Below are 22,291 nucleotides of genomic sequence, written 5' to 3' on the forward strand. Positions count from 1 at the left end.
GCGTCAGAAGCGGGTGCCGCCCGAGAAGCGGAAGGCCTGGAGACGGTCGCCGCCGTATTTTCCGGCCAGACCGGTGGTCGGGTTGACGCCGTACTGACCGTCGTCCTTGGTCAGAGCATAGGCGTAATCGAACCGGATCGGACCGAGCGGCGACTGCCAGAGCAAGCTGACGCCGACCGACGAACGCAGGATGTTCTTGTCGCGAATACAAGCGACGTTGCTCTGCGCGCCGCCGGTGACGACGTTGAACTGACGCGCCTCCGAACCAGCCGGGCAGTTGAAGATGACCGACTTCGAACCGCCGTCGTAATTGAACAGCGTGCCGGCGTCGGCGAAGACTGCGCCCCGCAGACCGATATCCCGCGGCAGGCCCCAGATCGGGAACTGCACCTCGACGGTGCCGCCGAAATAGGTGGTGCCACCCACGGCGTTCGCGGTCGGGTCGTTCAGCACGTCGCGCGGCCCGATGCCGGACGGCGCGAAACCGCGAACCAGTGTCGGTCCGAGGAAGTAGTGGTCGACCATGCGCAGGTTGCCGCTGGTCGCCTGAACGTGACCGCCCTGTACGCGGACGAAGCCGACGACGTCGTCGAAGATCTCGCGGTAGTAGCGCGCGTCGGCCGCGACGCGGAGGAACTTGGAGTCGCCACCGAGGCCGGCGAATTCCGGCTTCAGCTCCGCGATGAAGCCGTTGCGCGGGCTCTGCACGCTGTCGAGCGAATTGTAGTTGAAGTTCAGGCCGACGAGTGAAGTCAGGGTGTCGCCCTGCGCTTCCTTGACCGCCACCGTCGCTTCGCCGTTGGTCACGCAGTTGTAGATATCGGTGGGGCCGCCCGTCGGCGTAATGCCGGGGATCGGATAGGTACAATCGTTATAGGGACGATTGACGTCGTTCGGAATGGTGATGTTGGTCTGGTAGAGCGAGTAGCGCGGCGTGATCGAGAACTCTTCCGTGATCGGGAAGGTGAAGCGCAGCTGACCGCCATTCACACGGCTCTCGAAACGGCCGGTGTTGTAGTTGTCGTTGTACTTCGAGAACAGGTCGATACCGGCCGCCACGCGATAGCCCAGGAAATAGGGCTCGGTGAACGAGAAATCGATGCCCTGCGTGCGTTGGCCGAGCGTGCCCGCGATGCGGACGAACTGACCGCGACCGAGGAAGTTCGACTCCGACAGCGAGACTTCGCCGATGACACCGTCCGAGGTCGAATAGCCACCGGCGATGGAGAACGAACCGGTCGCCTTGTCCTCGACGTCGATATTGAGGATGACGCGATCCGGCGCCGAGCCGGGCTCGTTGGTGATCCGGACCTTGTTGAAGAAGCCGAGATTGTTGAGACGGCGCTCGGCGCGGTCGATCATCACCTTGTTGTAGGCATCGCCCTCGCCGAGATCGAGCTCGCGGCGAACCACATAGTCGCGGGTACGGGTGTTGCCGCGCACATTGATGCGCTCGACATAGACCCGCGGACCTTCGTCGACGACATAGGTGATGCCGATCGTACGGCCGGACGCATCGCGATCGCCGCGCGGACGAACCTGGGCGAAGGCATGGCCGCGACGCGCAACCTCGGTCGTCAGCGCAACCAGCGACTTCTCCACCGCTTCGGCGTTGTAGGTATCGCCCGCCGACGTCGCGACATAGCGCTGAAGCGCCGCCTGATCGACATCGCGCAACGCGGAATCGACGGCGACGTTGCCGACCTTGTATTGCGGACCTTCCTCGATCTGGATGTCGACGACCCAACCGCCGGCCGCGTCGTCGAAGCGAGCGGTGTTATTGACGACCTGGAAATCGGCAAAGCCGTTCTTCAGGTAGAACCGCCGGATGAGATCGAGGTCGGAGCTGATCCGGTCCGGATCGTAAACGTCGGAGGTCTTGATCCAGCTCAGGAAGTTCGACTCGGTCGAGCTCATCAAGCCGCGCAGCCGGCTCGCCGAGTAAGCCTCGTTGCCAGTGAAATTGATCGACTTGATGCCGGTCTTGCCGCTCTCGTTGATGGTGAAGACCACGTCCTGGCGGCCATTCGGCAACGGTGCGATGCGGCCGGTGACCGAGGAGAGGCCATAGCCGGCGCGGCGATAGGCCTCGCGCAGGCGCTGGATGTCGGAATCGATGAGTGCCTGGCTGAGCGGACCACCGGCGCGCGACTGCACCAACGGCGCGAGCTGATCGCTCTTCAGGCGACGGTTACCCTCGAAAGCGACGCGGTTGACCGTGCCGTTCTGCTCCTGGACCGTCACGACGGTCTGCGAGCCGCGGCGTGTGACCTGGACATTGCTGAACAGGCCCGTGGCGAGAAGGCTCTCGCGAATCTCCTGAGGATTCTCGCGCCCGGCCGCATAGGAGCGGATGGTCTCCGCATCGACGCGCCGGTTGCCGTGAACGACAACAGCCTGCGCGAACGCCACACCACCACTCACGGCCAGCATCAAAGCCGAAAGTCCGATCGATCGAGAGAGCCGCAGTTTGGTCGGCCGGCTCTGTTGGGTCGACGTCATCGGGTCGCCTATTCCATATCTCTGGTCACCACCCCCAAGCGGGGACCGCCGTCAGACGACGGCAGCACGGGGACATTGCGGTTCAATCGCTTCTACAAAGTTTCCAGCAGGGTGCAAACCGGGATCATCGTTAACAAAAGATTTTTAACGACCTCGTTGCGGAGAGGCCACGCGGCCTGCCGCGATTTTGCCCGAAAGTGCCGCGCCAGCTGGATTTCAGAGCATTCCACGCACGTGGACGATGTCGTTCCAGGTCACGAACAGCATCAGCATGAGCACCAGGGCAAGCCCCAGCCGGAAGCCGATTTCCTGCGCCCGCGGGCTCAGCGGACGGCCGCGCAGCGCCTCATAGAGGTAAAACATGAGGTGGCCGCCATCGAGCATCGGCACCGGGAGGAGATTCATCAGCCCGATCGAAACGGACAGGATTGCCGCGAGATTGATCAGCCCGAGCAAGCCGCCACTGGAAGCAACGAGGCCGGAAACCTGGGCGATCCGAATCGGCCCGGAGAGCTGGTCGGTGGATTCGCGCCCGCTCACCAGCTTCGCGATATAGTCGTAGGTGCGGGTGACGACGAACCAGGTCTCGGTGACGCCCGTCCGCAAGGAATCGATCGCGCCGAAGCGCTGGGTCGTCCAGTCCTCGGGCTTCGGCGAGGCCCTGACGCCGATGACGCCGATGCGCTGCGTCCCGACCGGCGTCTTCTGCTCCGAGAGCGCCGGCGTGACCGGCAGATCCAGCGCGCGGCCGCTGCGATCCACGGTGACGGTCAGGCGCTCCTCCGGCCTGGTCGAGATGATGCGCTGCATCTCGGAGAAGCTGTCGATCTTGTGCCCGTCGATCGCAATGACGATGTCGCCAGCCTTGAGCCCGGCGGTTTCCGCAGCGCTCCCGGCCACGACGGCATCGACGCGCGGGATCAGCACCTGCTTGCCGAACAAGAAGGTCGTGCCCGCGAAGATGAGAATCGCCAGCAGGAAATTGGCGATCGGGCCGGCGGCGACGATGGCCGCGCGTTCAGCTATCGACTGCGCCGGAAGCGAACGGGCGCGCTCCTCCGGCGTCATTCGCCGGACAGCCGCGTCATCGGGGGCGCTCGCCGCATCCGCATCGCCCGAGAATTTCACATATCCGCCAAGTGGGATGAGCGCGAAGCGCCAGCGCGTGCCATGTCGGTCATTAAAACCGAACAGCTCCCGGCCGAAGCCGATCGAGAAAGTGTGCACGTCGACGCCGCACCAGCGGCCGACGAGAAAATGCCCGAGTTCGTGAACGAAGACGACGAGCGTGAGAACGAACAGGAACGGCAGCAGATAGCCGAGCGCAAAATGCCCGGCATTCCAGAGTGACGCCGCAAATTCCATCGAACTCTCCCGTTCCTCGTCCTTAGGTGGCAGTGAACGGCGCTTGCGACAAGAGCGAGGCGGCTCGGCGTCTGGAATCTTGGTCAACGGCCAGCGCGGCCGCGACATCGCGTGGGGCTTCTCCTGCCGCAGACATGGCAGCGCAGACCGCCTCGACAAGCGCCGGAATTCCCGCAAAGCGCAGCCGTCCGGCCAGAAACGCCGCAACGGCCACTTCATTTGCGGCGTTGAGCACGGCGGGCATGGCGCCCCCTTCGCGCAACGCGGCTATCGCAAGGCCGAGCGCCGGAAACCGGTCGAGATCCGGTCTCTCGAAACTCAGCGGCGCCGCAGCCGCCAAATCGAGGAACCGCGTCGGCGGCGCATCGAGGCGGCCATCGATGCCGAGACAATGGGCCGCAGCAACCCGCATGTCCGGCAGGGCCATGCCCGCACTCACCGAACCGTCCCGGAAAGTGACCAGCCCGTGGACGATCTGCTGGGGATGGACGAGCACGTCGAGCTGATCCGCTTCCAGCCCGAACAGGAAGCGGGCCTCGATCAGCTCGAGCCCCTTGTTCATCATGCTCGCCGAATCGACGGTGATCTTGGCACCCATCGCATAGTTCGGATGCTTCAGCGCCTCCTCCGGTCCGGCCACGGCGATACGCTCCGCGCTCCAGGTCCGGAAAGGACCGCCGGACGCAGTCAGTGTCATGCTGCGGACGGCGCAGAGTGGCTCGGCCCCCAGAACCTGGAACAGCGCGTTATGCTCGGAATCGAGCGGCAGCAGCCGCGCACCGACCTGCGCGGCCCGGGCCATGACCGCCTCGCCGGCACAAACCAGACTCTCCTTGTTGGCGAGGGCGATCGTTCGGCCGGGCAGGAGAGCGGCAAAAGTCGCCTCCAGCCCCGCAGCGCCTGAAATCGCGCTGACGACGATATCGGCGGAGCGTGCCACGGCCTCCAGCACGGCCGTCCGCCCTGCCCCGCTCGCGATACCGGTACCCGCCAGCGCCTCCCGCAATGCCTGACCGCCGGCCTCGTCCGCCAAGGCGGCGAAGGACGCTCGCGTTTCGATCGCGACTTGCGCGAGCGCCGCCGCATCCTGTCCGCCGACAACCGTTCGGATCGCCAGCCGTTCCGGGTTTTCCGCGACGATGTCGCGGACCGAACGTCCGACGGAGCCGGTGGCTCCGAGAAGGGTCACAATACGAAGCGGCATCGGCTCAGATGTTGAGATGGATCGCGAAAAGCGCAAGCCCGGCCAGGACGAGAACGGCCCAGTAGCCATCGAGCCGGTCCAGAAAGCCGCCATGCCCCGGGATCAGCTTGCTTGAATCCTTGGTGTCGAAGCGGCGCTTCAGCGCGGATTCGAACAGATCGCCGGCCTGGCTGACAATCGATCCGGCCAGCGATGCGGCAATGACAGGACCGGCCGCGGTCAGCCCTTCGAACGCCGGCGACAGCCGCCAGACCAGATAGCCGCCAACCGTCCCGGCCAGGGCACCGCCGATCGCGCCGGACCACGTCTTCTTCGGGCTGACGCTCGGCATCAGCTTGGGGCCGCCGAGGCTGCGACCCGTGAAATAAGCGGCGATGTCCGTGAACCAGACCACCGCAAAGCTCCAGAGGATGAGAACCAGCCCGATGCCCGGCAGATCGCGCATGGCCGGCGTTACCAGCGCAAAAGCCAAGGCGTAGCCGACGCCGCAGAGTTCAAGCGCGAGGCGAGAGCGCACGAAAGGGGTGGCCAGCGCGCCCAGCAGCGCCGCCGCGGCCGCCGTGCCGGCCAGCGCGGCCGGGCTCGCCGGGGAGAAGGTCAGGGCCACGCCTGCGACGACCACCCCGATGCCGGCCGGAATCGCGTTGGCCCGGCTGACGATGGCGAGCCATTCATAGGCCACGATGCCGGCCACCAGAATCCAGATCAGGCGGAAGGGCCAGCCACCCCAGATCGTCGCGAGCAGGATCAGCGCGGCGAGGACGAGTGCCGAGACGACCCGGAGCTTCAGCTCGCCCGGGCCCGGTCGCGGCGCAGTTGGGACGGGTTCATTCACGCGACGCCCACGCTGCGGTCAGCGGGAGTGGACACGCCGCCGAAGCGGCGCTCGCGCTGCCGATATTGCGCCAGAGCATCTTCGAAGACGGCGCGATCGAAATCCGGCCACATCACCGGCACGAAGACGAACTCGGCATAGGCAGCTTGCCACAGCAGGAAATTGGAGATGCGCGTCTCGCCCGAGGTGCGGATCACCAGCTCGGGATCAGGCAGGTCGTGGGTATCGAGACGGCCGGCGATCGCAGCTTCGTCGATGGCGGCCGGGTCGATGCGCCCCGCCACCGCATCGGCGGCAAGGCGCTGCGCCGCGCGCACGATCTCGTCCCGCGAGCCGTAGTTGAAGGCAATCACCAGCACGAGGCCGGTATTGGCGTGGGTGCTGGCCTCGGCATGTTCGACGAGGCGGCGCAGGTCGGCGGCAAGGTTCTCGCGATTGCCGATGATGCGGACCCTGACATTGGCCGCCGACAGCTCGGCCAGATCCTTTTCGACGAAATGCTTGAGCAGCCCCATGAGGAAGGTGACTTCCGCATAGGGGCGGCGCCAGTTCTCGGTCGAGAAGCTGTAGAGGGTCAGAACCGAAAGCCCGAGATCGCTGGCATTGCGAACGGTGCGGCGCAAGGCCTCCAGCCCACGGCGATGACCTTCCTGCCGCGGCAGGCCGCGCATCTGCGCCCAGCGGCCGTTGCCGTCCATGATGATGGCGACATGGGCCGGGTTGGGCACATCTGCCTCGCTCTGACCGGATGACATGCGGATGAGCCTCGCTCGACCGGAAGGGCGCAGGACCGATCCCGCGCTGGGATCAGACGTGCAGGATTTCCTTTTCCTTCGCCGCGAGCGCCTGGTCGATCTCCGCGATGTGCTGGTCGGTCGCCTTCTGAACCAGATCGGAATTGCGCGCGGCATCGTCCTTGGTCATGTCGCCGTCCTTCTCGAGCTTCTTGACGACGTCGATGCCGTCGCGACGGACATGGCGCACCGAGACCTTGGCCTCCTCGGCATATTTATGCGCGACCTTGACCATCTCCTTGCGGCGCTGCTCGTTCAGCTCGGGGATGCGGATGCGCAGCACCTGGCCCTCGGTCTGGGGATTGAGGCCGAGATCGGATTCGCGGATCGCCTTGTCGACGGCGTTTACCATGCTGCGATCCCAGACCTGGACGCTGAGCAGGCGCGGCTCCGGCACGCTCACGGTAGCAAGCTGGCTGAGCGGCGTGCGGGCGCCATAGGCCTCGACCTGGATCGGGTCCAGCATGTTGGCCGAGGCGCGGCCGGAGCGCAGCGAGGCGAGGTCGCCCTTGAAGGACTGCACCGCGCCGGCCATGCGGCGCTTGAGGTCGGCGAGGTCGAACGTCGTCTGGGCCATTTCAATCAGGACCTTGCAGATAATCCAAAATCGGCGCGACCATGGCGGCGAGGCCGCCCAGGGTCAAGAATTACATGCTCGAACAGCATGTTCCCCCAGGCCGGGCAAGGGGGAAGCGGCGGATCGAGCTGAATCTCCACGACGTGGCAGACAGGTTGGTCCGCCGCTTCGGGATGCATAGATCAGTCTAGAGGCTTGCAACGCGGCAAGCCAGCACCGCCGGCAAAGAAACACGGAGAAAAACGTGCCCCGCCTGAACCGCATCGTCGAGACTGCCCTCTATGTCGACGATCTCGACCGCGCCCGCGACTTCTACGAAGCGAAGCTCGGCCTCGCACCCCTGCTCAAGACCAAGACCCTTTTCGCCTATGACGTCGGTGGCGCGAGCGTGCTGCTGCTGTTCCTGCGCGGCGCATCGTTGCAGACCCAGCGTTTCGACCATGGAAGCATTCCGCCGCATGACGGCAGCGGCTCGCTGCACATCGCCTTTGCCGTCGATGCGGATGATCTGGCGGCCTGGGAGGCCAAGCTGGATCAGCTCGGCATCCCCGTCGAGGGCCGCATGCAGTGGGATCGCGGGAGCAAGAGCCTCTATTTCCGCGACCCGGATGGGCACATGCTCGAACTGGTCACGCCCGGCCTCTGGCGGACCTACTGAAGCCCCCTCAGGGCGTCACATAGGTCGCCCTGCCCTCGCCCCGCAGGACGGCGGCGAGCATGCCGGGCTCGGCGATCGAGAAGACCACGATGGTCAGGCTCGCATCGCGGGCAAGCGCGAAGGCCGCGGTATCCATCACCTTGAGATCCCGCTTGATCGCATCCTCATGCGTGAGCGTGTCGTAGCGGGTGGCAGTCGGATCCTCCTTCGGATCGGCGCTGTAGACGCCGTCGACCTGCGTCGCCTTGAGCAGATGGCTGCAGCCGAGTTCGGCCGCGCGGAGCGCCGCTCCGGTATCGGTGGTAAAGTAGGGATTGCCGGTACCACCGCCGAGAATGACGACCTTGCCGTTGCTGAGATGGTCGAGGGCGCGCTTGCGGGCGTAGCTCTCGCAGAGCGACGGCATCGGCACTGCCGACATCGCACGGGCCGGCGCGCCCGCGGCTTCGATGGCGTGTTCCAGAGCCAGCGCATTCATGACAGTGCCGAGCATGCCGATCGAATCGGCGGTCGTCCGGTCGAGCCCCTTGTTGAGGCCCTGGACGCCGCGGAAGAAATTGCCGCCGCCGACGACGATGCCGATCTCGACGCCTTCGCGCGAGGCATGGGCGATGTCGGCGGCCAGCGCGGTCAGGGTGCCGCCGTCGAGCCCGTTTCCGACAGGCCCCGCAAGAGCTTCGCCGGAGAGCTTCACGAGAACGCGTTGGGGTCTCATCGATGTCTCTCCGTCCGTGTTGCGGCCCGCCTCGAATCGGAGCGGGCCTGTCTTCCTACAAAAAAGGCCGCGCGATGCGCGGCCTTTCTGTCATTCATCCGCGGAATTGTCAGCCCGTGGTGCCGCCGGCGGCAGCGACCTCGGCCGCAAAATCCTGCTCTTCCTTCTCGATGCCCTCGCCAAGCGCGAAGCGGGCGAAGCCGGTGAGCTTGACCGGAGCGCCGACCTTGCCCTCGATCTCCTTGAGGACCTGCGAGACCGACTTCGAGCCGTCATGGATATAAGCCTGCTCCAGCAGGCAGTATTCCTTGGCGTAGCTCTTCAGGCCGCTCTCGGTGATCTTGGCAAGGACATGCTCGGGCTTGCCCGCGTTCTTCTCGGCCAGGATCGCCTTCTCGCGCTCCAGGACGTCCGGGGCGACCGAAGCAAGGTCGAGCGCGACGGGGTTGGTCGCAGCGACGTGCATGGCGAGCTGGCGGCCGAGCGCGGCGAGCTCATCGGCCTTGCCGGTCGACTCGAGCGCGACGATGACGCCGATCTTGCCGAGGCCGTCGGCGATCGCGCCATGGACATAGGAGCCGATCACGCCCGAGGAGACCTTGAGCGAGGAAACGCGGCGCAAGGTCATGTTCTCGCCGATGGTGGCGATGGCATTGGCGATGGCGTCCTGGACCGAGCCGCCGCCCGGATAGTGATGGCCGAGCAGCGCATCGACATCGCCGCCACGCTCCAGCGCGACATCGGCGATGGTCTTGGCGAGCGCCTGGAATTCAGGGTTGCGCGCGACGAAGTCGGTCTCGGAGTTGACCTCGACGACGACGCCCTCGTTGCCCTGCACCGCGACGGCGACGAGGCCCTCGGCGGCGACGCGGCCGGCCTTCTTGGCGGCCTTCGACAGGCCCTTGGCACGCAGCCAGTCGACGGCGGCTTCCATGTTGCCGTCGGTCGCCGAAAGGGCGGTCTTGCAGTCCATCATGCCCGCGCCGGTCTTGTCGCGGAGTTCCTTCACCATCGCGGCGGTGATCGCTGCCATCTGTCTTGTCCTTGCTGTCGGTGCGGCGCAGGCCCCAAGGGCCGGCCGCGGAGCGGATTTAAGCGGACGCCTGCATGGGGAAACGCCGACGCTCCGTTTCCGGCCGTCGGCGCGTCCTCTCAACTTCTAAAAGCCGGCGTCAAATCGAAAGCCTGATTGCGACGCGCCGATGACGCGCCGCCATCATGCAGTCTGTATCAGGCGTCTGCGAGTTCGCGAGCCTGGGCGACCCAGCCCTCGCGCTCGATCTTGCCGCCGAGCTTCAGGTCGTGGTCGACCTTGGTCACGTCGGCCGGCGACATCGCCGCAATCTGCCAGAAGTGGTAGATGCCGCCGTCGTTCAGCTTCTGGACCGCGTCGGGGCCCATGCCCGAGAGCTTGGTCAGATCGTCCGGAGCGCCGCGCGGGGTGGTCAGCGTCTCGAAAACCTGGCCTTCGGCAGCCACCGGCTCCAGAACCTCCTCGACGACCGGCGCCTCGGCGGCGCCGACATCGATGCCCTGGTCGCCCGAGGCGCGGCCGATGCCGTCGATCGCCGAACGGGCGATCAGGTCGCAATAGAACTGGATGGCGCGGCCGGCGTCGTCATTGGCCGGAACCGGGAAGGTGATGCCGTCCGGATCCGAGTTCGAGTCGACGATCGCGGCAACCGGGATGCCGAGGCGCTGGGCCTCCTTGATCGCGAGTGCTTCCTTGTTGGTGTCGATCACGAAGATCATGTCCGGCGTGCCGCCCATGTCCTTGATGCCGCCGAGAGCCTTCTCGAGCTTGTCGCGCTCACGCGACAGCATCAGACGCTCCTTCTTGGTCAGGCCGGAGCCGCCGCCGTTGAGCAGCTCGTCCACCTTGCGCAGACGCTGGATCGAAGCCGAGATGGTCTTCCAGTTCGTCAGCATGCCGCCGAGCCAGCGGGAGTTGACGTAATACTGGGCCGAACGCTTGGCCGCATCGGCGATGGCGTCCTGCGCCTGGCGCTTGGTGCCGACGAAGAGGACGCGGCCGCCGCGGGCGACGGTGTCCGAGACCGCCTGCAGGGCACGATGCAGCATCGGCACCGACTGCGACAGGTCGAGGATGTGGATGTTGTTGCGGACGCCGAAGATGTACGGGGACATCTTGGGGTTCCAGCGGTGGGACTGGTGGCCGAAATGGGCACCGGCCTCGAGGAGCTGGCGCATGGAGAAATCAGGCAGAGCCATGGTGTTCTAGTCCTTCCGGTTGAGCCTCTGGAGCGCGAATGAACAAGGCATGAGCTGCCGCGTCACCGGAACGCCTCGTAGGTAAAGAGGCGATACGCTCCATGTGGGATGGCTTGCGCCTTACTAGGGATGGCGCCGCATTGCAAGCCGGAGCGGCCAAGAAAATCCGGCTCGGCTCGTGGCACCCCCGCGCGAGAACACGCGCGGGACGCTTCGTCGATCACTCCGATGCGGGCGGGAAACCCGCCCCTCGCCGCTACGGCAGCTTGGCGCCCACCTGCTTCACGAGATCGCCGATCTGCTTGCAATAGGCGGCGGGCGTGCCGCCCTGCGCCTTGGCGATCACCTCGAGATTTTGCTCCATTCCCATGACCGAGATCGAGCCCTTGCGGCCGGCGGCCTCCGCCGCATCCCCGCCGCTGGCATCGGCCGGCGCGGGAATGAGCGCGATCAGCTTCTTCTGCGCGTCCACGGCGGAAGCGTCGGTATGGCCCTTTTCGGCGCAATAGCCGAGAATGCCGAGCTGGTTGCGAGCGGCCTGATAGGCGAGCTTCAACTGGTCTGCCTGCGTCTGGGCAAAGGACGGAACGGCGGACGCCAGAACAGCGACGGCCGACGTGGCGATCAACGACTTATAAAAGTTCATGCTGGATATCCTCGGGCTATTATGATCCCAAGCATGCAACCATGCTCGCCCCCATCCGCATTCTGACTAGCCCTTGCATGCCTGCTCCTCAACCCAGGACGATGCAGGCCCGGCAGGACGTGGACGGCGGTCGTTCCCGGCGCCCAAAGACGCCTGTCGCGCCCGCTCCGCCGCGGCGAGACGGGCCGGCGCGAGCATGATTCTCGACCTCAGGACGATCTTCGTCACCGGCGCGCTGACCTGCTTCATCATTGGCCTGATGCAGTTGATGACCTTCGCGACGGGGCGCTTCACCCGCAGCCCGATATGGTGGGGAACGAGCAGCCTGTGCATCGGGGCGGGCCTCCTCGCCGCAGCGTTCCGCGACGCTATTCCGGACCTGATCTCGATCGAATTCGCGAATACGGCGATGCTGGCCGGCTGCCTGCTGCTGCTGTTCGGCATCCGCCACTTCGGCGGGCGCGAGTTGCACTGGTTCGGCCTCGGAGTCGTCCTGCTTGCAGTCTGGATCCTGCTCTCGCTCTCGCCGGGTGAGCAGGGCTATGCGACGCGGGTCATGATCGTTGCGGTCGTGATGGCCCTCTGCGACGCCGCGATCGTGAGGGAAGCCATTCGCCTCGGATTGGAGGAGCGGCTGCGCTCGGCATGGCTGCTCGCTGCGCTGTTTGCCCCGACGGTCGTGATCTATGTCGGCCGCATGGGGCTGGCGGCGTTCGACCGCGTCGGCACGACCCTTCTCCCGCGCGATGCCGGAGCGAATGCCTGGCTCGCGGCGACCGGCGTCGCCTTCATCATCCTGCGCGGGCAGGCCTTGCTCCTGCTCGCCGCCGAACGCTCAAACCGCATGCTGGCGACACTCGCCCGGCGCGACCCGCTGACCGGCGCGATGAACCGCTCCGGGCTCGAGCAATGGCTCGACCAGCAGGTCCGGGGCGGGCAACGGGGCGAAATGCGGGTCTCCATCCTTCTCGTGGACATCGACCATTTCAAGACCCTGAACGACACGCGCGGTCACGCGGCTGGCGACGAGATCCTGCGGGTCTTCGCGCATGCCGTACAGGGGCAGTTGCGCGGCGGCGACATCCTTGCCCGGCAGGGCGGCGACGAGTTCGCGGTCGTGCTGCCCGGCGTCGGTGTGCGCGAGGCCGTCCGCGTGGCCGAGCGCATTCGCGGTGTCTTCAAGGATGCGCTTGCCGAATTCCATGATCTGGCGGGCCCGCCGACGCTCAGCATCGGCGTCGCCGAAAGCGATCTGCGCTCCCGGGGCCTTGATCAGTTGCTGGCGGAGGCCGACGAAGCGCTCTACCGGGCCAAGCGCCTCGGCCGCGATCGCGTTCAGGCGCAGCTCAGGCCGCTTGAGGCCTGAGCGCCCGAACGCGGCGGTCTCACCCCTGTTCGGGATCTCGAAAGGGATGGAACACCCGCAACCGGTGGCCGTCCGGGTCCTGCGCGGTGAAGGTGCGGCCGAAATCGAGATCCGTCGGCTCCTGCAGGATGGCGATGCCGCGTTCGCGCCAATCCGAACAGGCTGCATCGACAGCCTCGGGACTCGGGACCACCATGGCGATCTCGGCCGCTCCGCCGGATCCGGTCGTTGCCGGCTCGACCGTATGACGCGACCACAGGCCGAGTCTCATTCCCGAGGGAAGCGCGAACATCGCGAAGGTCGGCGACTGTTCGAGCGGCTCGCTGCCGAGCAATTCCGCATAGAAGCGGGCGCTCGCTGCAGGGCTATCGACATGAAGCAGGATGAAGTGGGCGTCGAACATGATGGCCTCCCAAGGTCTCGAGATAGCGGAAGACTAGAATCGGATGCTGCCAATTTCCGGCAGCGTCGATCACACCGATGCGGCAATTCCCTCCTTCTCGCGCCAGATCTTGAGCAGCGCCTGCCGGCGATGCGGATAGCGGTTCTCCTGCGTCTCGAACCGCGTGAGCCTGTCCGTTCGAAAATGCCGGAAATCCTGCCTCAGCTCGCACCAGGCGACGAGCACGCGGACATGATCGAAGAAAGAGAGTGCGATCGGCCAGACCACGCGCTCGCTGACACGGCCCTTCTCGTCGCTATAGCCGATCGCGGCCTTGCGCCCGGCGCGGATGGCCTGACGGATCGCGGCGAGATCGATCTCGGGCGCATCGACGGCCTTTCGCCCAGGGCCAAGGATCAACGCCGCCTCCTCGACGCGACCGGCCATATCGACCGGCAGAACGGCGACGATCTTGGCCATGGCATCGCGCGCCGCCAGCGCCAGCGCGCCGTCCGCGCGGTCCGCCACCCAGCGCGAGCCGAGCACCAGCGCTTCGATCTCCTCTTCGCTGAACATCAGGGGAGGCAGCATGAAGCCCGGCTTCAGCACATAGCCGAGCCCGGGTTCGCCTTCAATCGGCGCCCCCTGCCCCTGCAAGGTGACGATATCGCGATAGAGCGTGCGGATGCTGACGCCGAGCTCGGCGGCAAGTTTGCGCCCCGAAACCGGGCGGCGGTGTCGGCGCAGCACCTGGACAAGGTCGAGCAGGCGTTGCGCGCGCGACACCGGCCTGAACCTCAGCCCGGCAGATCGCTGGCCTTGATCCGCGTCACGTCGAGCTCTGCCATCTCTGCCCAAGCTTTGGCGAGCGAGCCTTCGAGATCGATGGCGCGGCAGGCATCTTCGACGACATAGGTGTCGAAGCCGGCTCGCGCCGCATCTTGCGCCGTCCAGCTCACGCAGAAATCGGTCGCCAGGCCCGCCACGACGGCCCGCAGGATGCCGCGCTCGCGAAGATAGCCGGTCAGGCCCGTCGGCGTCCGGCGATCCGCCTCGACGAAACCCGAATAGCTGTCGATCTCGCGGCGAAAACCCTTGCGGATGACGGTCTGAGCCCGAGCCAGATCGAGATCGGCGCGGAATTCGGCCCCCTTCGTGCCCTGTACGCAGTGATCCGGCCAGAGCACCTGCGGGCCATAGGACATCTGGACCGTATCGAACGGCTTCTTCCCCTGATGGCTCGACGCGAAAGACGAATGGCCGGGCGGATGCCAATCCTGCGTCAAAACGATGTTGGAGAAGCGCTTTGCCAGCGCGTTGATGACCGGGACGACTTCATCACCCCTGGCGACGGCGAGGCTGCCGCCGGGGCAGAAATCGTTCTGGACGTCGACGACGATGAGGACGGTCCGCTCGTCGATCACGGGTTGCTCCTGTGCCTTGCTGGCGCGCGCCGCCGCCGCCGCGGTCAGGATCGTCGCTCCCGCGATCAATCCGCGCCTGTCGATCCCGCCCCGATCCGTCATGGCCCGCCTCCCACCGACATTAACCTGCGCCAGCGGCACGCCCGCGGCAAGGCGGCAACCGTGCCCGCGATGAACGCCTAACGCAGTTCGACGCTGACGACGCCCGGCGCGGCGCGCACCGCATTGGCGATCTGCTGGTTGATCGGGAATTTGCCGGGCAGCTCGATCTCGACCTCCTGCGCGCCTTCGTCGAGGATCATGACTATTGAGACCTTGCCTTCAGCCCGCACGGCTTCGCGCGGGCGGATGCGCTCGGCGATGGAAGCGACTGCTTTCTCGTCGCGCAGATAGATCAGCAAATCCTGCTTCTGCCGCGAGGCGAGGTCATCAAGCACCTCGACATCCTCGATGCGCGGGCGCACCTCCTCGCCGTCGAGCACGGCGGAGAGACGCAGCACCAGCGCCCTGCCCGGCTCGAGCAGGTCACGGAAACGCATCAGCCCTTCCGAAAACAGCACCGCCTCGAACTGCCCGCTCGGGTCGGACAGGTTGACGATGCCCATCTTCGAGCCCGATTTGGTGCGGCGTTCCGACTTGTCGATGACCGAGACTGCGACCTTGCCGACGCCCGTGCCGTTGGCGCGCACCGTCTGGGCGAAATCGGTGTAGCGCTGCACGCGCAGCCGCTTCAGCACATGCTCGTAGTCGTCGAGCGGGTGGCCGGAGAGGAAGAAGCCGACGGCCTCGTGCTCGCGCTTGAGTTTCTCGGCTGGCGCCCAGGGTTCGACCTGCGGAATCCGGAAGGCTTCCTGGACCACCCCGCCGCCCAGGAGATCGAACTGGCCGGCAGCCGCCTCGTCACGAATGCGGTTCGAAAGCGCCAGCATGCCGTCGATCGCCGCCATGGCGCGGGCGCGATCCTCTTCGAGTTCGTCGAGCGCGCCGGCCGCGATCAGCGCTTCGAGCGTACGGCGGTTGACAAGCTTCGTGTCGATGCGGCGCGCGAGATCGGCGAGATCGCGGAAGGGACCACCTGCCGCCCGCGCCGTCACCACCGATTCCACCGCCGACCGTCCGACGCCTTTGATGGCGCCGAGCGCGTAGAAGATCTTGCCCTCGGCCACGTCGAACTCGACGCCTGAGTGGTTGATCGCGGGACGCTCGACCTTGATTCCCAGACGCTCCGCATCGCGCCGGAATTCCGAGAGCTTGTCGGTGTTGCCCATGTCGAGCGTCATCGACGCGGCGAGGAATTCGACCGGGTAATTCGCCTTTAGAAAAGCGGTCTGGAAGGCGACCACCGCATAGGCCGCCGCGTGGCTCTTGTTGAAGCCATAGTCGGCGAATTTGGCGAGCAGATCGAAGATCTCGGAAGCGGTATCCTTCTTGATGCCGCCCTCGATGGCGCCCTTCACGAAACGGTCGCGCTGGGCGTCCATCTCGGCCTTGATCTTCTTGCCCATTGCGCGGCGCAGCAGGTCGGCTTCGCCGAGCGAATAGCCCGAGAGCGCCTGCGCGACCTGCATCACCTGTTCCTGGTAGACGATGATGCCGTGGGTCTCGCGCAGATACGGCTCCATGCCGGGATGGAGATAGGTCGGATCCTCCAGCCCGAGCTTGCGGCGGCAATAGGTCGGGATGTTGTCCATCGGGCCCGGACGATACAGCGCCACCAGCGCGATCAGGTCCTCGATGCGGTCGGCCTTCATTTCGACCAGCGCCTTGCGCATGCCGACCGATTCCACCTGGAACACGCCGACCGTCTCGCCGCGGGCGAGCATGGCGTAGGTCGTCGGATCGTCGAAGGGCAACTGCGCCAGATCGATATGGATATCGCGCTGGGCGATGAGCTTCACCGCCGTGGTCAGCGTCGTCAGCGTCTTCAGGCCGAGGAAGTCGAACTTCACCAGCCCGGCCTGCTCGACCCATTTCATGTTGAACTGGGTGACGCGCATTCCGGTGCGCGGATCGACCGAGAGCGCGACGAGCTGCTCCAGCGGCCGGTCGCCGATCACCACGCCTGCGGCGTGGGTCGAAGCATGGCGGTGAAGCCCTTCCAGCTTCTGGCCAATTTCGAGCAGCCGCGCGACGATCGGCTCCTCCTCGGCCGCCTGCTGCAGCTTCGGCTCGCCCTCGATCGCATCCTTCAGCGAAATCGGCTTGGCCGGGTTCTGCGGCACGAGCTTGGTCAGCTTGTCGACCTGGCCGTAGGGCATCTCCAGCACGCGGCCGACATCGCGCAGCACGCCGCGCGCCAGCAGCGTGCCGAAGGTGATGATCTGCGCGACGCGCTCCTGCCCGTAATGGTGCTTGACGTATTCGATCACCTCTTCACGCCGGTTCTGGCAGAAGTCGATGTCGAAATCCGGCATCGAGACGCGATCCGGGTTGAGGAAGCGCTCGAACAGCAGGCCGAAGCGCAGCGGATCGACGTCGGTGATCGTCAGCGCATAGGCGACGAGCGAGCCGGCGCCCGAACCGCGGCCGGGCCCGACCGGGATGTCCTGGTTCTTCGCCCATTTGATGAAGTCCGAGACGATCAGGAAGTAGCCCGGGAACTTCATCCGGGTGATGATCGAGAGTTCGAAATCGAGCCGCTTGTCGTAATCCTCGACGCTGAAGCCCTCGGCCGGGCCGTGCTTGGCTAGTCGCGCGGCAAGGCCGGCGCGGGCCTGTTCCTGCAGCTCCTCCGCCTCGTCCCGCCCTTCCTCGCCGAAGCGCGGCAGGATCGGCTTGCGGGTCGTGACACGCCAGTGGCAGCGCATCGCGATCTCGACCGTGCTCGCCAGCGCCTCCGGCAGATCGGCGAAACGCTTCTGCATCTCGGCGCGCGAAGCGAAATAATGCTCGGGCGAGACGCGCCGGCGCGTGCCGTCCGAAACGAGCCGCCCTTCCGCCACCGCCAGCAGCGCATCATGCGCGTCGAAATCGGCAGGCTTGGCGAAGAAGGGCTCGTTGGTCGCGACGATCGGCAGATCGGCATCATAGGCAAGGCGCAGGAGATGAGCCTCCAGCCCCGCCTCCCCGTCGCCGCCATGGCGCTGGATCTCGACATAGAGCCGGTCGCCATAGATCTCGGCGAGCGTGGCGAGACGGGCCGTCGCCTGCGGGAGCTGGCCGCTGCGCAGCGCCGTGTCGATCGGCCCGCCATGGCCGCCGGTGAGGGCGATGAGTCCGGTATTGAAGGCGGAGAGCCGTGCGACCGTCGTGACCGGCTGACCTGCCCCGCCGGTTGCCAGAGCGGCCTCGCTGACGAGCTTCATCAGGTTGCCATAGCCGGCCTCGTCCATGGCAAGCAGAACGATATGCGGCAGGCGCTGCGGCTGAACCGGCTTGCGGCTCCCGTCGCCGTCATCGGCAAAATCGACCGAAAGCTGCACGCCGACGATAGGCTGCAGGCCGGCGCCTGCCAGCTTCTCCGAGAATTCGAGCGCGCCGAAGAGATTGTCGCTGTCGGTGAGAGCCAGCGCCGGCTGTCCATCGGCGGCCGCGAGCTTCGAGAGCGTCGCGACGGTCATCGCGCCTTCGAGCAGCGAATAGCTCGAATGGACATGAAGATGGACGAAGCCGATGTCCGAGAGGATGCGCGCCTCGCCAGCTTCCCGACCCATGTCCTTCTCCCATCGTCGCCGCCGCGCGACTCGTCGTGTCCGTTCCCCTTATGAAACCTCGGCCCAGCCGGCGTCGAGGATTCCTTCGCGGTGCTGTGGATGGCTCCTGCCGGGATCAGACATGCGGGCCGGAGAAGATCGCGGCCCAGAGCCAGATCATGCCGAGGAAGACGCCGAGCGAGGCGATCTCGGCAAGGCCGGCGGCGAATTTACGCGCTGCAGTCATGAGAACCTCCGTTGTTCTTGATAGGTTCATTCTAGTTCATGTTTTGTTCTCGTCAATCGAAGCAGCTGGCGTCGGACGCCCTCGCCGCCGGGGCGGTTAACGGCTGCCTAACGGCAATGTGGGCCCGTTAAGATCTGGAGCGCGTGGCAACTGCGCCGTCATTCCGGACAAGCCACCTCCGGCAGCGCCGATTTCGGGTCATGCCGGGGAATGACGATGCGCTTCCGCATCGTCTCCTTCGTTGGACGCGCGAGCCTGCCCATCTCCCAGGAAGACGGCGGCGCCTTCAATCCAGCGGTACGACGAGCCCGTCGCGGATCGTGACCTGCCGGTCCATCTGGCTCGCCAGCTGCAGGTTATGCGTCGCGATCAGCGCCGCGAGCCCCGAAGCCCGGGCCAGCGCCATCAGCGTGCCGAACACATGCTGCGAGGTATGCGGATCGAGATTGCCGGTCGGCTCGTCGGCCAGCAGCAGACGCGGCCCGTTGGCGACGGCGCGGCCGATGGCGACGCGCTGCTGCTCGCCTCCCGAGAGCTCACCCGGCAGATGATCCAGCCGCTCGCCCAGACCCAGGAAGGTCAGAAGCTCCGATGCCCGCTCCTCCGCCTCATCGCGCGGCAGGCCGCGGATGCGCTGCGGCAGGACGACGTTCTCCAGCGCAGTGAACTCCGGCAGGAGGTGGTGGAACTGATAGACGAAGCCGATCTCGGTGCGGCGCAGGCGCGTGCGCCCGGCATCGTCGAGCTTGGTCGTGGCGAGCCCGCCGACGAAGACCTCGCCGGCATCGGGCTTCTCCAGCAGGCCGGCGACATGCAGCAGCGTCGACTTTCCGGTGCCGCTCGGCGCGACCAGCGCGACGACCTCGCCCGGCCAGAGCGCGAAATCGGCCCGGCGCAGCACTTCGAGCGGCGCGTCGCTCTGCGGATAGAAGCGTTCCACCTGCGAGAGGAAGAGCGCGGGCATCTCCTGCGCCATCAGCCCATCCTCAGCGCTTCGACCGGATCGAGGCGCGCCGCCTTCCAGGCCGGATAGAGCGTCGCCAGCAGCGACAGCGTCAGCGCCATCAGCACGACGCTCACCACCTCTCGCCAGTCGATGACCGAGGGGATGTCGCTGAGGAAGCGCACCGTCGGGTCCCAGAGATTGGCGCCGGTGATCCAGTTCAGCGCCGCCATGATCGACTTGATGTTGTTGGCGAAGAGCACGCCGAGGATGAGGCCGGCGACCGTGCCGATGACGCCGATCGCCGCGCCGGTGATCAGGAAGACGCGCAGCACGGTGCCGCGCGTCGCCCCCATCGTCCGCATGATCGCGATGTCGGCGGTCTTGTCCTTCACCAGCATGATCAGGCCGGAGACGATGTTCAGCGCCGCCACCAGCACGATCAGCGTCAGGATGATGAACATCACGTTCCGCTCGACTTCGAGCGCGTTGAAGAAGCTGCGATTCCTCTGGCGCCAGTCCGAAAGCACGAGCGGGCGCGGCGCATCGGCCTCGATCGCATCGCGGACGGACTGGGTCCGGTCGGGATTGTCGACGAATATCTCGATGACGTTCACGTCGCCGTCGCGGTTGAAATAGGCCTGGCTCTCGACCAGCGGCATGTAGACGAAGGTGCTGTCGAACTCGGTCATGCCGATCTCGAAGATCGCCTTGACGGGATAGGCCTTGATACGCGGCGCCGTGCCGAAAGGCGTCGAGGCCCCCTGCGGCGAGACTAGCGTCATCGTGTCGCCGACCTGGATGCCCAGCGCATTGGCGAGGCGTCGGCCGATCGCGACGCCCGGCGTCCCGCTGTCGAAGCCGTCGAGCGTGCCCGCCTTGATATTGCCGCCGATGAAGGGAATCGCCTTGATGTCGACCTCGCGCACGCCGCGGACCAGCACGCCGTTGTTGCCGGTCTGCGAGGAGGCTAATGCCTGGCCTTCGACCAGCGGGATCGCAAGCTTGACGCCGGGGATCTTGGAGAGCTTCAGCGCGACGCTGTCGTAATCGTCGAGCGGCCGGTCGATCGGCGTGGCGAAGATATGCCCGTTCACGCCGACGATCTTCTCCAGCAGTTCTTTCCGGAAGCCGTTCATCACCGACATCACGATGATCAGCGTGGCGACGCCGAGCAGGATGCCGAGGAACGAGAATCCGGCGATGACCGAGACGAAGCCCTCGCGCCGGCGCGTGCGCAGATAGCGCCCGGCCAGCAGCCATTCGAAGCCGGCGAAGGGCTTCGTTCCAGTCGGAATGGCGGCATTCTCGGCGACAGCGCTCATGAAGCCGCTCTGACCATGCGAGGACCTTTGGCGCGGCGCTCCGTCACGCCGTCCGGCCCTTGAAGCGGTCGAGCGCGGCTTCGAGCGAGACGAGCTCGCGCTCGCCGCCCGCACGGCGCTTCAGCTCGACCTTGCCCTCGGCCAGGCCCTTCGGCCCGACGATGATCTGCCAGGGCACACCGATAAGGTCGGCAGTGGCGAATTTGGCGCCCGGCCGGTCGTCAGTATCGTCCAGCGCAGCATCGTAGCCCTTGGCGAGCAGGTGCTTGTAGATCTGCTCGGCCGCGCCGTCGGTCGCCGCGTCGCCGACCTTGAGGTTGATGACGGAAACATCGAAGGGCGCGATCTCGTCGGGCCAGACGATGCCGCCATCGTCATGCCCGGCTTCGATCAGCGCCGCGACGAGGCGGCTCGGGCCGATGCCGTAGGAGCCCATATGGACCGGCACCGGCTGGCCGTCTGGGCCGGTCACGGTCGCGCCCATCGGGTCGGAATATTTGGTGCCGAAATAGAAGATGTGGCCGACCTCGATGCCACGCGCCGAAAGACGCTTGCCCTCGGGGATCGCCTCGAAGGCCGGCTTGTCGTGCATCTCCTCGGTGGCGGCATAGAGGCTCGTCCACTTGTCGACGACGCCCTGCAGCCCGGCAACGCTGTCGAAGTCGGTGTCGGCCGCCGGCGTGTCGAATGTCAGATAGTCGCTATGGCAGAAGACCTCGCTCTCGCCGGTCGAGGCGAGCACGATGAACTCGTGCGAGAGATCGCCACCGATCGGGCCGGTATCGGCACGCATCGGGATCGCCTTGAGGCCGAGCCGCGCGAAGGTGCGCAGATAGGCCGTGAACATGCGGTTATAGGCGTGGCGGGCCGCGTCCTTGTCGATGTCGAAGGAGTAGGCGTCCTTCATCAGGAATTCGCGGCCGCGCATCACGCCGAAGCGCGGGCGCACCTCGTCGCGGAACTTCCACTGGATGTGATAGAGATTGAGCGGCAAGTCCTTGTAGGACTTCACATAGGACCGGAAGATGTCCGTGACCATCTCCTCGTTGGTCGGGCCGTAGAGCATCTCGCGATCATGCCGATCCTTGATGCGCAACATCTCCTTGCCATAGGCGTCGTAGCGCCCGCTCTCGCGCCAGAGATCGGCCGATTGGATCGTCGGCATCAGGATCTCGATGGCGCCCGAGCGATTCTGCTCCTCGCGGATCACCGCATTGATCTTGTTGAGCACCCGCAGGCCCAGCGGCAACCAGGAATAGATGCCGGCCGACTGTTGGCGGATCATGCCGGCACGCAGCATCAGCCGGTGCGAGACGATCTCCGCCTCCTTGGGCGTATCGCGCAGGAGGGGCAGGAAATAGCGGGAGAGACGCATCGGAAAACCTGTCGGAGGGCGTCGCGCAAGAACTTGCACGACGAGTCGCTTCATCTGAGAGACACCATC

General features: G+C 65.9%; 19 protein-coding genes. 2 read left to right on the forward strand and 17 right to left on the reverse strand.

The genetic code is table 11. From position 1 onward, the window contains the following. Positions 1-3: 3 nt before the first annotated feature. The 6 genes from bamA to frr form a co-directional block, all read right to left on the reverse strand. Positions 4-2,502 carry an outer membrane protein assembly factor BamA gene (gene bamA, locus AC1DE3_RS17655; protein ID WP_476778576.1) on the reverse strand — a complete coding sequence of 833 codons (2,499 nt, stop codon included), beginning with the start codon at positions 2,500-2,502 and terminating at the stop codon, positions 4-6. Between the two features lie 216 nt (positions 2,503-2,718). Then, entirely contained in the window at positions 2,719-3,867 is a 1,149-nt protein-coding gene (gene rseP, locus AC1DE3_RS17660) for an RIP metalloprotease RseP (RefSeq protein WP_476778577.1), read from the reverse strand. Between the two features lie 22 nt (positions 3,868-3,889). Then, positions 3,890-5,071 carry a 1-deoxy-D-xylulose-5-phosphate reductoisomerase gene (dxr, locus tag AC1DE3_RS17665; RefSeq protein WP_476778578.1) on the reverse strand — a complete coding sequence of 394 codons (1,182 nt, stop codon included), beginning with the start codon at positions 5,069-5,071 and terminating at the stop codon, positions 3,890-3,892. A gap of 4 nt (positions 5,072-5,075) precedes the next feature. After that, entirely contained in the window at positions 5,076-5,906 is an 831-nt protein-coding gene (locus AC1DE3_RS17670) for a phosphatidate cytidylyltransferase (RefSeq protein ID WP_476778579.1), read from the reverse strand. Then, on the reverse strand, positions 5,903-6,661 hold the full coding sequence (locus AC1DE3_RS17675; RefSeq protein ID WP_476778580.1) for an isoprenyl transferase: 759 nt from the start codon (positions 6,659-6,661) through the stop codon (positions 5,903-5,905). Before AC1DE3_RS17675 ends, AC1DE3_RS17670 begins: the two co-directional genes overlap by 4 nt. A gap of 52 nt (positions 6,662-6,713) precedes the next feature. Beyond that, positions 6,714-7,277, reverse strand: a complete 564-nt coding sequence (gene frr / locus AC1DE3_RS17680) for a ribosome recycling factor (RefSeq protein ID WP_441512624.1) — start codon at positions 7,275-7,277, stop codon at positions 6,714-6,716. Between the two features lie 244 nt (positions 7,278-7,521). On the opposite strand from frr, the gene AC1DE3_RS17685 reads away from it, so the two are divergent. Continuing rightward, on the forward strand, positions 7,522-7,935 hold the full coding sequence (locus tag AC1DE3_RS17685) for a VOC family protein (RefSeq protein ID WP_476778581.1): 414 nt from the start codon (positions 7,522-7,524) through the stop codon (positions 7,933-7,935). 7 nt (positions 7,936-7,942) lie between these two features. Here the strand turns inward: AC1DE3_RS17685 and pyrH are convergent, their stop codons facing one another. The 4 genes from pyrH to AC1DE3_RS17705 form a co-directional block, all read right to left on the reverse strand. Further along, on the reverse strand, positions 7,943-8,650 hold the full coding sequence (gene pyrH, locus AC1DE3_RS17690; protein WP_441512626.1) for a UMP kinase: 708 nt from the start codon (positions 8,648-8,650) through the stop codon (positions 7,943-7,945). A gap of 109 nt (positions 8,651-8,759) precedes the next feature. Beyond that, positions 8,760-9,683, reverse strand: a complete 924-nt coding sequence (gene tsf / locus AC1DE3_RS17695; RefSeq protein WP_476778582.1) for a translation elongation factor Ts — start codon at positions 9,681-9,683, stop codon at positions 8,760-8,762. A 197-nt stretch (positions 9,684-9,880) separates the two neighbouring features. Then, positions 9,881-10,882 (reverse strand): 30S ribosomal protein S2, encoded by a 1,002-nt coding sequence (locus AC1DE3_RS17700; protein ID WP_441512628.1) that lies wholly within the window; start codon positions 10,880-10,882, stop codon positions 9,881-9,883. A gap of 256 nt (positions 10,883-11,138) precedes the next feature. Next, positions 11,139-11,528, reverse strand: coding sequence for a pore-forming ESAT-6 family protein (locus AC1DE3_RS17705; protein ID WP_476778583.1), 390 nt, complete (start codon positions 11,526-11,528; stop codon positions 11,139-11,141). A gap of 196 nt (positions 11,529-11,724) precedes the next feature. On the opposite strand from AC1DE3_RS17705, the gene AC1DE3_RS17710 reads away from it, so the two are divergent. Continuing rightward, the gene (locus AC1DE3_RS17710) at positions 11,725-12,894 is read left to right on the forward strand and encodes a GGDEF domain-containing protein (protein WP_476778584.1); all 1,170 of its coding nucleotides are present in this window, start codon (positions 11,725-11,727) and stop codon (positions 12,892-12,894) included. A 19-nt stretch (positions 12,895-12,913) separates the two neighbouring features. Here the strand turns inward: AC1DE3_RS17710 and AC1DE3_RS17715 are convergent, their stop codons facing one another. From AC1DE3_RS17715 to proS, 7 genes are all read right to left on the reverse strand, one after another. Beyond that, entirely contained in the window at positions 12,914-13,297 is a 384-nt protein-coding gene (locus AC1DE3_RS17715) for a VOC family protein (RefSeq protein ID WP_476778585.1), read from the reverse strand. Positions 13,298-13,366: 69 nt separating this feature from the next. Further along, positions 13,367-14,062, reverse strand: a complete 696-nt coding sequence (locus AC1DE3_RS17720) for a helix-turn-helix transcriptional regulator (RefSeq protein WP_441512632.1) — start codon at positions 14,060-14,062, stop codon at positions 13,367-13,369. Positions 14,063-14,073: 11 nt separating this feature from the next. Continuing rightward, entirely contained in the window at positions 14,074-14,802 is a 729-nt protein-coding gene (pncA, locus tag AC1DE3_RS17725) for a bifunctional nicotinamidase/pyrazinamidase (RefSeq protein WP_476778586.1), read from the reverse strand. A 77-nt stretch (positions 14,803-14,879) separates the two neighbouring features. Beyond that, positions 14,880-18,353, reverse strand: a complete 3,474-nt coding sequence (gene dnaE / locus AC1DE3_RS17730) for a DNA polymerase III subunit alpha (protein ID WP_476778587.1) — start codon at positions 18,351-18,353, stop codon at positions 14,880-14,882. Between the two features lie 512 nt (positions 18,354-18,865). Continuing rightward, the gene (locus AC1DE3_RS17735) at positions 18,866-19,555 is read right to left on the reverse strand and encodes an ABC transporter ATP-binding protein (RefSeq protein WP_441512635.1); all 690 of its coding nucleotides are present in this window, start codon (positions 19,553-19,555) and stop codon (positions 18,866-18,868) included. Beyond that, entirely contained in the window at positions 19,555-20,847 is a 1,293-nt protein-coding gene (locus tag AC1DE3_RS17740) for a lipoprotein-releasing ABC transporter permease subunit (protein ID WP_476778589.1), read from the reverse strand. The genes AC1DE3_RS17735 and AC1DE3_RS17740 overlap by 1 nt, the downstream gene beginning before the upstream one ends. Before the next feature lie 43 nt (positions 20,848-20,890). Further along, a complete protein-coding gene (gene proS / locus AC1DE3_RS17745) occupies positions 20,891-22,222 on the reverse strand; it encodes a proline--tRNA ligase (protein WP_476778590.1) in 1,332 nt (443 codons plus the stop codon). Positions 22,223-22,291: the final 69 nt, after the last annotated feature.

This window comes from Allobosea sp. 10L417, from assembly GCF_056395485.1.

What these genes read in the sequence shown, in the direction of transcription:
- bamA (WP_476778576.1), bottom strand. Translation starts at nt 2,502, where the DNA reads ATGACGTCGACCCAACAGAGCCGGCCGACCAAACTGCGGCTCTCTCGA.
- rseP (WP_476778577.1), bottom strand. Translation starts at nt 3,867, where the DNA reads ATGGAATTTGCGGCGTCACTCTGGAATGCCGGGCATTTTGCGCTCGGC.
- dxr (WP_476778578.1), bottom strand. Translation starts at nt 5,071, where the DNA reads ATGCCGCTTCGTATTGTGACCCTTCTCGGAGCCACCGGCTCCGTCGGA.
- AC1DE3_RS17675 (WP_476778580.1), bottom strand. Translation starts at nt 6,661, where the DNA reads ATGTCATCCGGTCAGAGCGAGGCAGATGTGCCCAACCCGGCCCATGTC.
- frr (WP_441512624.1), bottom strand. Translation starts at nt 7,277, where the DNA reads ATGGCCCAGACGACGTTCGACCTCGCCGACCTCAAGCGCCGCATGGCC.
- pyrH (WP_441512626.1), bottom strand. Translation starts at nt 8,650, where the DNA reads ATGAGACCCCAACGCGTTCTCGTGAAGCTCTCCGGCGAAGCTCTTGCG.
- tsf (WP_476778582.1), bottom strand. Translation starts at nt 9,683, where the DNA reads ATGGCAGCGATCACCGCCGCGATGGTGAAGGAACTCCGCGACAAGACC.
- AC1DE3_RS17700 (WP_441512628.1), bottom strand. Translation starts at nt 10,882, where the DNA reads ATGGCTCTGCCTGATTTCTCCATGCGCCAGCTCCTCGAGGCCGGTGCC.
- AC1DE3_RS17705 (WP_476778583.1), bottom strand. Translation starts at nt 11,528, where the DNA reads ATGAACTTTTATAAGTCGTTGATCGCCACGTCGGCCGTCGCTGTTCTG.
- AC1DE3_RS17710 (WP_476778584.1), top strand. Translation starts at nt 11,725, where the DNA reads ATGATTCTCGACCTCAGGACGATCTTCGTCACCGGCGCGCTGACCTGC.
- AC1DE3_RS17715 (WP_476778585.1), bottom strand. Translation starts at nt 13,297, where the DNA reads ATGTTCGACGCCCACTTCATCCTGCTTCATGTCGATAGCCCTGCAGCG.
- pncA (WP_476778586.1), bottom strand. Translation starts at nt 14,802, where the DNA reads ATGACGGATCGGGGCGGGATCGACAGGCGCGGATTGATCGCGGGAGCG.
- dnaE (WP_476778587.1), bottom strand. Translation starts at nt 18,353, where the DNA reads ATGGGTCGGGAAGCTGGCGAGGCGCGCATCCTCTCGGACATCGGCTTC.
- AC1DE3_RS17735 (WP_441512635.1), bottom strand. Translation starts at nt 19,555, where the DNA reads ATGGCGCAGGAGATGCCCGCGCTCTTCCTCTCGCAGGTGGAACGCTTC.
- AC1DE3_RS17740 (WP_476778589.1), bottom strand. Translation starts at nt 20,847, where the DNA reads ATGAGCGCTGTCGCCGAGAATGCCGCCATTCCGACTGGAACGAAGCCC.
- proS (WP_476778590.1), bottom strand. Translation starts at nt 22,222, where the DNA reads ATGCGTCTCTCCCGCTATTTCCTGCCCCTCCTGCGCGATACGCCCAAG.